The following is an 11684-nucleotide window of genomic DNA, read 5'->3' as shown; positions in this document are numbered from 1 at the left end:
TCCAATTTGCAATTAACTCCGTCCCTTTTCCTTTTACGCCTTGTTGTTGCAAGGCTCTATCCATTCCGACACGCCTCGTTAATCCTCGACTACTTTCGAAATTCGGTACATAGTTAATATGTAAATGCGGATTGGCTTCATCATCATGTAAAACCATATTATAGACAGCTAGATTCGGATTTCGCTCTTGAAACGCCTCAGCATACTGTTTTAACGCTTCCTTTTTGGCTTCCCTATACTTTGGGTCGTCTTTGCCTTCCCCAATCGCTACAACGAGTTCTCGTTGCTCATGCGTCTTTGTATCTTTTCTTATCTTGTCATAGTAATCTTTAATTTTACGATCACTTCGTTTTTGCTTCTCATTATACTTGTCTACCGCTTCTTGAAAGACATCCTTGTATACACTACGAATGTCCTTTTGAACAAAGTAAATATTCTCATGTAGCCTGGTTAGATCTATCCCAGGATTTCCATGAACGTTTTCTCTGTTATTATGGCTCAATGAACTTTGGTGAGATTGATTAAATGAAATAGAGAACAACATAAAGTGCCACCACTTCCCCTAGATTAATTGATACCATAAGTCTAGCAAAGCGACGAAATGGAGTCAATTAACGTAACCCTATACGTATTTTGACGCTTTCGCATCAAAATCGATAGGGGTCTGCGACGCTTTTCGGCTTTGCCGAGCCACGTTTCTACGTGGCCAAACACCAAACCTTGGGCTTTGCCCAAACCCACTGGGGAACTCTTCCCCAGCCCCCCTCAATCGAACTCCCCAACCCCTCAATCCTTGAGGGGCTCCCTCGCCGGTTGGCAGGAACAAACAGTAGTTTGTTCAATGCCAAGAGGGTTTGGGTATCGTTCAGTTGGTCAAGTCAAATACTCCCTTCGCTTCGCTAGGTCCGTTTTGATTGACCAACACTTATCTTTTGTTTAAAATTTCAATCTGTTTTTGTAATTCTTTAATTTGCTTTTGTAATAACTGCATTTGTTCTTCTTGTTCTTTATTTGTTTTTTGCTGAGAAATTTGTTCTTGTATAGTTTCATCTATGGCTAATTTTGCTGCATAAATTCCTAAAACATCTCCTACTAGACTAAATAAACCAGCTAACAATGCCAGTTTTAGACTATCAGCTAACTTTACTTCTTCAGCCTCATCATTTGAAGTATTTTGATTATTACTTTGCGTTTGTTGATTCATAAAAACACCCTTTGTCATTATATTTTTATGTTTTAGTCTATGAACCTTGTTTTTGGGTGTGAGTGCAACCCCCCAGCCACCACTTTAGCCAAAACGCAAAGATCGTACCAAGATCAAAAAATAAAGATATGAAAAATAGTATGGTATAAGTGTATAAAACTTCTCCATTAGGACTCTTTTTTACTTTTATCGAATGTAAACTTTTAAATATTTATTTACTTTCAGTGATAGAAGTAGAACCACATGCCCATCAACCCAATATTTTGGAGTACCTCAAAAAAATTCACCTCAGATACAACAAAAGAGCCTTACCTCTGTAGGCAAGACTCCACTAGTGTAGTTATCTAGTATTTACATAGCAAATAAGAAACATAAAACATATAATACCAAGTAGCAGAACCCTAACATTCCGCCTATAGCTAGTACCTGTTTAACCCAGCTCTTGAATTTCAGATTACTGTCAATAATCGCTTGCACTCTTTCCATATCCGTTTCCTCCTATTAAGGAGAACCCTTAAAGACTCTCACCTCGCTATGATACCATTAAGGAATGACTAATAGAGGTCTAATTTTTGTCTAAACGTATAAATATGTAATATTGCATATAGAAATGTATTGTTATCAATGTAAGCGTTTACTATAATAAAAGCATAAAGATACATCACATCTTAGCATCAACAAAAGAGGAGGAAATAATATGACAATCGCAATGGCAGTTTTAAAATTCGTAGGTGGAGCAATTCCATTAGTTCAAGAACTTTTAAAAGCATTTATGTAAGTTCATTATTTCGCAATTATTTATAAAAATTATCATACAAATGATCTGTATATCAAAAGTGAATTGATTTGCAGATCATTTGTGTGAGCAAAATCCCTTTAGCATTATTATTTGAGTTTTAATAAATACAAAACAGCACAAATCGCATATTAAAATGACTTGTACTGTTTTATTTATGTATTATTTTTTAGACAAGATATACTTAAAACTTATACAAAATTTAAAACGCAGGTACTAATTTCCACACAACTTCTTCTTTACCTAAATAGGTCATTGTAAGAGGACCATTCATTGGCGAAAAAACATCTTCATAAGAGAGATATCCACCCTCTGCTTGAATTGTATATCCTCCCTCTACAGGAATTATGTCCCAATAAGATGCATCTTTCTCCCAATTAAGACTTACACTATTGCCGCTTGCATAGAACCAATAAGAAACAGGACGTCCTATAATGAAATTTGTAGGCATCTCAATACGATATTTCTTGTTTTCTTCAGAAAAATGTAATTTCACAGGAGTTCCGGAAGGGTTTTCTACTGTTTTACCATATGAACTAACTAGTAAATTTAATGGAGAATTATGAAGCAAACGGAAAATTAATCCTCTTGTTGGTAAATCTGCTGGAACTATATAATAGTTTTTACTTGTATCAATCCTATCTCCTACTTCGTGTACTGAATCAGATAATACGGATGCACTTGCTTTCTCTATTGGAAAAAATCCTAAAAATATAACAAAAACTAGTAAAGACATTAATACCCCTTTAATCTTCATATCAACACTCCTTCAAAATTTTTTAATTATACAATAATTGTAAATTGTATTTTTGTAATTTGCAATATTAAGAAAATTAAACAGGATAAAAAACAGTAATAAATAAAATATATTTGAATGTAAACTTTTAGATATTAGTTTACTTTCAAATTCCCTTAATCATTGACTTCATACCAAATCTCTTGATATCCTCAACATACATAACAAAAGTATACATTCAAAACACTATAAACAAAGAGGTCAAAATCCATGAACAAAAAAAAAAAAAGCTAGATCCACACTAATTTTTTACATAAGTACCGATTGCCGAATTTGACTTTTGTCCTAGTTTAAATAAGTGGTATTGTTACTAAACCTAACAATACGGACACTAGACTTGTATTCAAGTAGATGTATGGCTGTGTTGTCAGTATGGAACCATACATCATGTTCTTTCGGTAATTGAAGGAAGCTATCTATAATTTTTGTAATCACTCCTCCATGGGAAACAATCACAATTCGTTTGTACTGTTTACTCCTTTCTTTTCTAACTTAGACAAACCTGATTGGAACCCTTTTACGATGTATACCCTATAATTAAATTATTCATACACTTGCTCCTTTACATATTAAATACTATTGCGTTGATTCCCCTTGCAAGAAGTGTCACAGTTGTGGCTGCACCAGTCATAGTTGCTGCCTGTGTACTAAGGACAAAAGTATAAACATAAACTCCAGGTGGTAATACATCTATCCTGCTAAATGACAGATTACCAGACCACAGGGTGGTATTCGTGGGCGTACTATCGCTAAAACCCTCGTCCATTGTTGCTATAATACCTGGGGTACCACTTCTTGATAAGCTACCATTAAATGCGACGAATCCCAGGTCGTCAACATTGGCAATAGCAGTAGAGCTACCATAGCCATCAATTTTTACCGCTTGATTTGTTTGTACAGTCACCATTATTTGTAAGGTGTCGCTTACAGTATCCACTTCGGTTAAGACAGTATCATCTTGATCGACTGAAAAAGAAACGATTCCGGGGCTCCCCGGAGCACCCGGAGCACCTGGAGCACCAGCAGGCCCTGCTGGTCCTTGTGGTCCTTGTGGTCCTTGTGGTCCAGGAGGCCCTTGGATACTTTCAATAGGACAATTAACAGGACTAGGGACAGGGCAAGGAATCGCAGAAGGATTGAAGTTTCTATCATTATTTAAGTTCAAAACAATCAAACTCCTTTACACATCATATACATTATATTTAATGTAAAAAGAGTTTTTTTTCTTGTATGTTTATCCATACGTATTCCATATAAGGGGTTACTATGTATATTCATATACATATGAGGTTAACATAACACCACTTACCGGTAGTACCTTATTCTATTCATTGATTAAAATGACAAGGTGCTTTTCTCTTAGTCTACTAATATTATTTCAAGTTTAACTTAACCTATATTACCGACAAATTCCAGATTTCAAAGGTATTTCGTTTTATCATGTATAATGTAACTTTAAGAACGTCAATTAGAGCATTAAGAGGAGCGTGAGGAACGATGTCTGATGGAACGCGGAATGGTATACAATCCAAGCCACTCCCGGCTTTTCTAACCAAAGAAGTAGCAGAAATGTTAAGTATTAGCGAAAGCTATTTACGTAAATGGTGTTTAGAGTTAGAAAAACATGAGTACATCTTTGTAAAAGTTCGTGATCCTAAAAGTAATCGCGAATATCGAACCTTTACTTCAAAAGATATAAAAGCTTTGAAACAATTTCAAACACTTATGAAAGATGCCGGATATAACAAAGCAGATGCTGCTAAAACCGTAGCAATAACCATAAATAATGAAAATTGGAACACGAGTGGAACGTCCCATGATCCAATTGATTCCCAATCTTTGCTTATTACGAGAGATAAAGAAATATTGGAACGCGAAAATAGTACAAATTTGTTACGTGAATTGTTGCGCGAGGAACGCGAAGAAATAACAAAAGAACTCCAATCCATGAGAGAAGAACTACGACGAACTCAAGAAGAATTTCAAACATTGAAAGACAGTATAAAAATATATCAAAAACACCATGAACAATTGTTGCAAGAAAGAGATGAGCAACTTTTACATAGCATACGATCTATTCAAGAGACTAAACAACTAGTTGCTCCTACTACAGAAAATAAACATCATTGGTGGAAATTCTGGAAATAAAACAAGCCTTGTATATATGCAAGGCTTGTTTTATTTCACACAAATATATTTGAACATCTAACGGTTCTGTTTTTACTTTGAAATAAAGTTTAAACATTTTCTACCTGTGTTGCTCCACAATCGCGCCCTTTAGCTCAATAATTCTTATTTTGAATTTATGTAATATACCAGATGATCAGTCTCCCCATAAGATTGAAATATAAGTCTTGTCCTTTTTTATTCAAACTCCATTCCTACGCGTTCTGTTAATTAATAAAAGATGATCTAGCAATCCAAGGAAAGGGGAGATGATAAAGATTATTCATTACAAAAAGCCCCCCTTTATCTTTTATTAGTTAAACGCTATTAAACTAATTCGAAAAGGAAGGTTTTCTCTCCAACCGATATGCCCCCGTACAATTACAGCACCATTAATCGGAACAACGTTATGAACCTGCATGCTAGCAGCTCCCATATGAGGTCTATTGTTTTGCCATTCGTAAACCGATGCAACAACTCTAGTTCGGGGATTAACACCGGGCATTGGCACTCTCACCTCGAACCCTTCACGGTCAAAAAATATCTCGGATTGATGGGAAAAACCTCCACGATATTCACCGGGATCGAGGACCTGCTGTTGAGTTGCGTAAGGTGGAAAATAACCATTTGTATAATAAGGGTAATACGAATTCATGTAAACACTTCCTCTTATTTTTTGTTAACTCACTTAGGTTGTTTAATTACTAAATTATGTCTATGTGAAATATTCCCTCATGTATCCACAAATGTCTCTAATATATAAGCCTAAACACATAATAAAAAAGCCTATTTTCACGATATATAAAATTCTGCATATCGATTTTACATAGAAAAGAGAAAAGAACCTAATAAAAACAAGGATTCCCCCTAGTCCTTGCTACCGATAATGTTGCGTTATGTTAACCGAGAATGTATATAATATACAACGTGCTATTCTTTTCTGTCACATGATAAGATGGAATAAAAAGGAAGGTTGAGGTTATATTATGAAACAAAAAAACAATCTGTACTAATTGTAGCTCAACTAATCTTAAAGAAGGAAAAGTTGGTTATGCAGCTCATGCTTATGTTTGTGAAGATACACCTTCTACTTTTTTTAAAGGAGGATCTCGTTCTAAATTATTAACTACCTTTTGTTTAAACTGTGGAACAGTTCAATCTTTTAGAGTCGAAAATCCAAAAGCATTTAAAGAGTAATGTTAATGAATTAACTTCCAATAACGATAATTATGTGGACACGAAAGTCCTCCAGTTAAACAATCTGGAGGACTTTTAATAGTCTTTTAAATACATTGAATCCCTATAATTAGAGCTTATGTAAACTAGATTTGCATAAAGTATTCATTAAAAAACTTAAAATTTCCAGACAAAAAAACATCCCGAAGGATGGTAGGATAACTAAACAAATTCATGTGAATTTGACTCTTTAAGCGTCTTCATTAACAGATATATAGCTATATCCAGCAATTTTGTAGCTATAAGGCTCAATGATATCCACCCGATATGTGCCCGGTACCATATTAGTCCAATAAAAATGAGTCACTCCGTCACCATGCTCAGAAAATCTTTTGTAACCAGTACAACTCCCTGTTGATGCACTACATATGCGTGCTTGAATATCACCTATTCTAAGAATGCGTCCTTCAGGAACTGTCCCTAAATCACTAAGTTCTAGTGTTACCTTATTCCCATATGTTTTTACAGGAAAAGTTCCATCCCAGTTTCCATCATTCGTAGTAAACCAATAACTGCCATAACCATAAGTAGCTGCACTCGCTGATTCACTAAATCCAAACAATACCACCATTGACAACACCAACGATCCCATAACAGATAGCATTTTCTTCATGAGAATCCCCCTTCTCAGTATTAAGGCACTTAAATATTTTACAAATAAATGGACACAATTTCAGAAAAGACCCTAGTTTGCTAGGGTCTTTTTGTTCATTAATAGGAAGTATAAGAAGCAGTCCCTTTTCCCGTTATATAAGGCGGAGGGTCATTATTTGAAAGTTTTGGATTTTCGAATTTTAACCAATAGTTCCCAGATGGTAATCGTGATCCACCATATTGATAAGTATAAACAACTGTTTTATCATCATTTCGTGGATAAGATGCATGGGAAACTGCATAATCCCCACCAAATGTTGGATCTCTCATTAGTGTTACTTTAAAATATCCTGAATAGCCAAGAACTCCATAGTCAAGATATGGAGTTCTAGAATTCATGTATATCTTTAAACGACCTTTCTTAGAATCATAATAAAATTTAGTAGCACCATATAAACCCCAATCAAATGCATAAGAAAAGTACCAAGGTAATCCTGTCGTAGCAAGTGTTGTAATAGCTTCCTCTTTACCTTCGGATGTTTGCAAAGAAACTGGTGATGCAGCATCAGCAGTTTGCGCCAGTGTAGCTAATGTAAAACCAGTTGCTAACATTGTGACAGCCCCAATCACAGCTACCAATTTTTTAAGCCTTTTCATCCTTTTCCCCCTTTTTACATTTATCATTGAGACTCCGTATTGAACAATACATACAAACCAGTTGGTATGTTATAATACTTAATTATACATTAGACGTAATATTTGTGATTAAAAACTCATCTCTTTTTTATGATGATTTTATACAAATATTGACAATAACTACCTTTTAAAGGAGTATCCCACTATGAGATATAATACAGGGAAAGAAACCAAAGATAAGTTCATTCAAGCTGCTTTTAAACTATTTGGAACAAAGGGATATGATGCCACAAGCATTGACGATCTATTACGTGAAGTAGGAAAAACAAAAGGTTCTTTTTATACGCATTTTAAACATAAAGAAGACTTATTGATTGAAGTAATGAATATAAGAATGGAAATACACATGGATGAGTTAGAAAATATGCTTAACGAACAGTTGAGAAATCAAACATTTCAAGTAAAAAAGTTCATCCTTCAAACCCTTGAAATGAGTATCAAAATTACAAACACTCGTCCTTATTGGACAGGGGTATATTTAGAACTAATCAAACAGTCTAATCAAAATAATCAAATAAGAAAGTGTATAAATAATTCTTATGAGAAATGGATTGCTGTATTTATAAAAGTATTTCAAAAAGGAAAAGAATTAAATCAAATGAAACAAGAAATTGATGAGAGAATCTTAGCAACTACTCTTATTGCTATATATCAAGGTTATGAGATTCACAGACACGTAAACCCTGATGTTGATTTATCAGAACAACTTAATATGTATAATTGGCTTATATAAAAATTATTAAATAGTTTAACACCAACTACCAATAATCTTGATTATGTGAACACGAATACCCTTCAGACCGCTTTACTAAAGGGGTTTTTTTATAGATTTTTAGATACATTAACTTCCGCTTTTCGAGAATTATGTAAATGAGCTGTCTATATAGACAGCTCATTGTATTTTTTTACTTAGTTTGGGGTTTTTCCAAAATATTGACGGTACCTCTGAAACAAACAACAAAAAAGAATCCTGCATAAGCAAGATTCTCACAAAAAATATGGTTATTTCTTCAATCTAATTAGTAAAGAAGATAGAAGACGCTTTATCGTTCCAAGTTGATCCAACATAGTTGACATTGATACCGGATTGTACCCAAAATCTTGCTCCTCCGTAGTTAATATCCCAACACATAACTGTCCAGTTATGATTGTAACCCGCTTTCAACGAAGAAATTTTATCATTCCAATATGAACCGACCCAGCTAATATTACCGGAAGCTCCAAAGGAATTCCCTCCGTAATTAGAATGTTCATAAAAATACGAATTATAATAAACAGCTTGGGCTGTAATCATATTGTTTTTAGTATCCTTTTTACGCTCAACAACAGCACTCTGCAAATGAGCATTTAAACGGTCTTGATTTGTAAACCCATAGACTACTCCTTCTGCTTTTGCAACGTCATCGAAAACAAACTGAGTTACATTCTTTACATGCGAATCATCTTGTGCATATTTAACACCATCAATCATAACAGGCAAGTCTTTTAATTGAACCATATTCTCTGTTAAAGGCGTTTGTTTTGAAACTGAGGTTGATGTCGTATCAGCAAAAGCAGTAATAGGAATAATCGCCAAGACAAAAGCCAGTAATGTAACAACTATTTTCTTCAAGAAAATCCCTCCTAGATGAATATCTTTTCCTATCCTAAAAAAAGAAAAATAGGCTTAATTCATAAGGAATTCAAGTGTTACTCTCATTCCCCCAATCATTTCCGTACCCCTTAATTATTATTAATTAGGGCTTCTCTTTATGTATAAAATTCCTGACCTTTTGATGTTTCTCCTTGTTTTTGGGTGTGAGTGCTGGCTGGGGGTCAGGGGGCTAGCCCCCCTGGAACTTAACGTAACTGAATATGAAGTAAGCTTGTTGCTTAGAACGATAGAACTGGCGGTTCGGCGGGTACAATTGCTAGTCCAAGTCGAGCAACTTAACCTTGTTTTTGGTCTGTTCGGCTTGGCGACATTCCTATACCTGCCGAAAAAAGTTTTGCAAGGACAGAATCAAAAAGAAAAGGCGATAACCTTTAGGTAAGGATTAACGAACCGACTTTTTGATTCTGAGGGTGGAGATTTTTGAGTGGTTTTCTCAAAAATACTACCCGTTCCTTGCGGAACTTTTAGCCCTATATATAAGAGTGAGATAGAGAAAATATAAAAAGTCAGTAATAGCAAGGGTTTATAAGACATGAGGTGTTAATTTTTTTTAACACCTGTGTTAATTTTTTTTAACACCTATAAAATGGAAAATCATATATAAAAAAAGATGTCAATATAAAAATTGACATCTAAAATAAATAAATTGGTAGTTTATGTTTTTTCCTATTACCTTCAATTTTGATATTACGTAAAGCTTTTGAAAAAATTTGTTGAGTCGCTCTATCAATATCATCTTTAGGTGAATTACATAATATATTAGGATTAACAAACCAAGTCCTTGCTGAACAAGTTCTTCCATCTTCAGTTATTACACCAGTTTCTGCAACTCCTAAAACTCCTTTTTCAAGCAATTCATTCATCAATTTTGAAATAGAAGTCCTTGTTTTCCCTAATTTCTTAGCTAAATAACTAGGAGATGCTGCATTCGGTTTTATATCATCATCTTCATTTTTTTCAACAATAACATTTGATTTAAATTCTAGAAATCTTGAAATATCAAATAAAAATGCCTTTTCCGGTTGAGTTAAATAGCCAATTTCACATAAATAATCAATATTCTCTGTAATCATTTGCACAAATCTCACCCGATCCGTAGGTTTTTTCTTTTTACCAATGAAATATTCTTCTCCACCAGACATTTTACTCAATACTTGTAGCATCATGGCTCTTTCTTCTTCAGAAAGTCCACCACTATTTTCAAGTTTTTCATAAATACTATCAATCTTACTATCTCTTACTTTTGCCTTTTTTTCAGCTTGTACAAAATCAATATTTTTCTTTGTCATATCTAAGTTAATTCCTCCTTAATTGAGGGAATCAACAAAAATACCTATTTTTTGCTATTTGATTATAAATCAAATTATGATAATCTATAATCAGATAAGTGAATTTTAGGTATTTTCGTAGAATACCCTATTAAAAAGAGTCATGTTCCCGCATGACTCTTTTTTTCATTCTATCACGTTTTCAATAACCTTGAAGATAAAAACAAAGTTTCCCTATTTTTTTACCGTTCCATATCAAAACCTCGATGTTTATTAATTTCTTTCTTATGTTCCTGTTCAAAATGGTTATCTACACCTTTTATACCCAATTCATTTTTAACAAGCCCTCTAAACGCCTTAAATTTCTCTTTAAACACTTTTTTCGTCTGTTGATATAAAACCCTTATGTTTGCCTGTAAATCCTTTATATGAACCTTTAACGAGCCTATTTCTCTATTTAATACACCAACTTCTTTTTGCAACTGACTTTTTTCTTTTTTCAATGTTCGATTTTCTTTCATCCATCCCTCTGCATGCGCTTTTAAACTTTCATTCTCTTTCACAAAATCTGTTTTTCTCAAACGCTCATAATCCTTTTTGATAGTAACAGCTGCATTCACTTGTTTTGTTAATTTTTGATATTGTTCTGGTGATAACACATAATTTCTTGTCTTTTTCTTCGTGATTTCAGCTTTTCCAAACATTTTATCCTGTACTTCCGTTATTACTTCTTTACGCAAAAACGGAATCACAACAGGTTCATTTGACACTTGATTTGTAACACTATCCAATTCTTTTCGCTGTTGTTTCACCTTTTTTTCTAACTCTATATATCGCTGATCAATCAACTGTAACTTTTCACTTTCACTTTTTACTTGTTGTTCCACTGCTTCTAACTCTTTGTATTTATCAGCTACATGTATTTTCACGATCTGTAATTCATTTACTTTTTCTTCAGCATGTTTCATATGATGATCAAAAACTTCTAACTGCATTTCTTTTTCATATAGTTCATTCTCAACAGTTGATTTCATTTCAGCATATTCCTTGTATTGACGAACTTTCATGTACTTATGTGAACCTACATTCGCTCGTTCAAATTCTGGAATTTGTTCTTTAGCCAAAGATTCAATATAAGCCGTTTCTGATTGTCTCCAATTTGCAATTAACTCCGTCCCTTTTCCTTTTACGCCTTGTTGTTGCAAGGCTCTATCCATTCCGACACGCCTCGTTAATCCTCGACTACTTTCGAAATTCGGTACATAGTTAATATG

General features: G+C 34.0%; 14 protein-coding genes and 1 pseudogene. 3 read left to right on the top strand and 12 right to left on the bottom strand.

All coding sequences use genetic code 11. The features are described 5' to 3' along the window. The 6 genes and pseudogenes from AC1M36_RS27870 to AC1M36_RS27845 form a co-directional block, all read right to left on the bottom strand. Nucleotides 1–544: plasmid recombination protein (locus AC1M36_RS27870; RefSeq protein ID WP_479846486.1), on the bottom strand; the 544-nt coding region annotated here is incomplete at its 3' end. A gap of 381 nt (nucleotides 545–925) precedes the next feature. Next, a complete protein-coding gene (locus tag AC1M36_RS27865; RefSeq protein WP_479846485.1) occupies nucleotides 926–1204 on the bottom strand; it encodes a hypothetical protein in 279 nt (92 codons plus the stop codon). Nucleotides 1205–1555: 351 nt separating this feature from the next. Then, complete coding sequence (locus AC1M36_RS27860) at nucleotides 1556–1690, bottom strand: hypothetical protein (protein WP_255266617.1); 135 nt, start codon at nucleotides 1688–1690, stop codon at nucleotides 1556–1558. A 512-nt stretch (nucleotides 1691–2202) separates the two neighbouring features. Beyond that, nucleotides 2203–2757 carry a hypothetical protein gene (locus tag AC1M36_RS27855; protein WP_479846484.1) on the bottom strand — a complete coding sequence of 185 codons (555 nt, stop codon included), beginning with the start codon at nucleotides 2755–2757 and terminating at the stop codon, nucleotides 2203–2205. 324 nt (nucleotides 2758–3081) lie between these two features. Then, nucleotides 3082–3261, bottom strand: a pseudogene (locus AC1M36_RS27850) (histidine phosphatase family protein); the annotation flags it as partial. A gap of 97 nt (nucleotides 3262–3358) precedes the next feature. Then, nucleotides 3359–3961: a hypothetical protein gene (locus tag AC1M36_RS27845; RefSeq protein WP_479846483.1), complete on the bottom strand. Its 603-nt coding sequence runs from the start codon at nucleotides 3959–3961 to the stop codon at nucleotides 3359–3361. Nucleotides 3962–4293: 332 nt separating this feature from the next. Here AC1M36_RS27845 and AC1M36_RS27840 point away from each other — a divergent pair, with 332 nt between their 5' ends. Continuing rightward, entirely contained in the window at nucleotides 4294–4944 is a 651-nt protein-coding gene (locus tag AC1M36_RS27840) for a DUF3967 domain-containing protein (RefSeq protein WP_336454579.1), read from the top strand. 331 nt (nucleotides 4945–5275) lie between these two features. Here AC1M36_RS27840 and AC1M36_RS27835 read toward each other — a convergent pair whose 3' ends face one another. Next, nucleotides 5276–5467 (bottom strand): hypothetical protein, encoded by a 192-nt coding sequence (locus tag AC1M36_RS27835; RefSeq protein ID WP_336454580.1) that lies wholly within the window; start codon nucleotides 5465–5467, stop codon nucleotides 5276–5278. Nucleotides 5468–5964: 497 nt separating this feature from the next. Between AC1M36_RS27835 and AC1M36_RS27830 the strand changes: the two genes are divergently transcribed. Beyond that, entirely contained in the window at nucleotides 5965–6159 is a 195-nt protein-coding gene (locus AC1M36_RS27830) for a hypothetical protein (RefSeq protein WP_479846487.1), read from the top strand. Between the two features lie 229 nt (nucleotides 6160–6388). On the opposite strand, the gene AC1M36_RS27825 is transcribed toward AC1M36_RS27830, so the two are convergent. Both AC1M36_RS27825 and AC1M36_RS27820 read right to left on the bottom strand, forming a co-directional pair. After that, nucleotides 6389–6811, bottom strand: a complete 423-nt coding sequence (locus AC1M36_RS27825) for a hypothetical protein (protein WP_479846482.1) — start codon at nucleotides 6809–6811, stop codon at nucleotides 6389–6391. A 98-nt stretch (nucleotides 6812–6909) separates the two neighbouring features. Then, entirely contained in the window at nucleotides 6910–7449 is a 540-nt protein-coding gene (locus tag AC1M36_RS27820) for a hypothetical protein (protein WP_479846481.1), read from the bottom strand. A 184-nt stretch (nucleotides 7450–7633) separates the two neighbouring features. Between AC1M36_RS27820 and AC1M36_RS27815 the strand changes: the two genes are divergently transcribed. After that, nucleotides 7634–8221, top strand: coding sequence for a TetR/AcrR family transcriptional regulator (locus tag AC1M36_RS27815; protein WP_479846480.1), 588 nt, complete (start codon nucleotides 7634–7636; stop codon nucleotides 8219–8221). Between the two features lie 282 nt (nucleotides 8222–8503). Here AC1M36_RS27815 and AC1M36_RS27810 read toward each other — a convergent pair whose 3' ends face one another. From AC1M36_RS27810 to AC1M36_RS27800, 3 genes are all read right to left on the bottom strand, one after another. Continuing rightward, complete coding sequence (locus AC1M36_RS27810; RefSeq protein ID WP_479846479.1) at nucleotides 8504–9100, bottom strand: hypothetical protein; 597 nt, start codon at nucleotides 9098–9100, stop codon at nucleotides 8504–8506. Nucleotides 9101–9774: 674 nt separating this feature from the next. Continuing rightward, on the bottom strand, nucleotides 9775–10431 hold the full coding sequence (locus AC1M36_RS27805; protein ID WP_241819197.1) for a MarR family transcriptional regulator: 657 nt from the start codon (nucleotides 10429–10431) through the stop codon (nucleotides 9775–9777). A gap of 221 nt (nucleotides 10432–10652) precedes the next feature. Further along, a partial coding sequence (locus tag AC1M36_RS27800; protein ID WP_479846478.1) for a plasmid recombination protein occupies nucleotides 10653–11684 on the bottom strand: 1032 nt, incomplete at its 5' end.

It is taken from the genome of Bacillus sp. Medicinal_06 (assembly GCF_056711665.1).
This window is presented reverse-complemented; position numbering and strand designations above follow the sequence as displayed.

Coding starts and splice junctions, on each gene's coding strand:
- AC1M36_RS27855 (WP_479846484.1), bottom strand. CDS start 2,757: ATGAAGATTAAAGGGGTATTAATGTCTTTACTAGTTTTTGTTATATTT.
- AC1M36_RS27835 (WP_336454580.1), bottom strand. CDS start 5,467: ATGCCCGGTGTTAATCCCCGAACTAGAGTTGTTGCATCGGTTTACGAA.
- AC1M36_RS27815 (WP_479846480.1), top strand. CDS start 7,634: ATGAGATATAATACAGGGAAAGAAACCAAAGATAAGTTCATTCAAGCT.
- AC1M36_RS27860 (WP_255266617.1), bottom strand. CDS start 1,690: ATGGAAAGAGTGCAAGCGATTATTGACAGTAATCTGAAATTCAAGAGC.
- AC1M36_RS27865 (WP_479846485.1), bottom strand. CDS start 1,204: ATGAATCAACAAACGCAAAGTAATAATCAAAATACTTCAAATGATGAG.
- AC1M36_RS27825 (WP_479846482.1), bottom strand. CDS start 6,811: ATGAAGAAAATGCTATCTGTTATGGGATCGTTGGTGTTGTCAATGGTG.
- AC1M36_RS27840 (WP_336454579.1), top strand. CDS start 4,294: ATGTCTGATGGAACGCGGAATGGTATACAATCCAAGCCACTCCCGGCT.
- AC1M36_RS27820 (WP_479846481.1), bottom strand. CDS start 7,449: ATGAAAAGGCTTAAAAAATTGGTAGCTGTGATTGGGGCTGTCACAATG.
- AC1M36_RS27805 (WP_241819197.1), bottom strand. CDS start 10,431: ATGACAAAGAAAAATATTGATTTTGTACAAGCTGAAAAAAAGGCAAAA.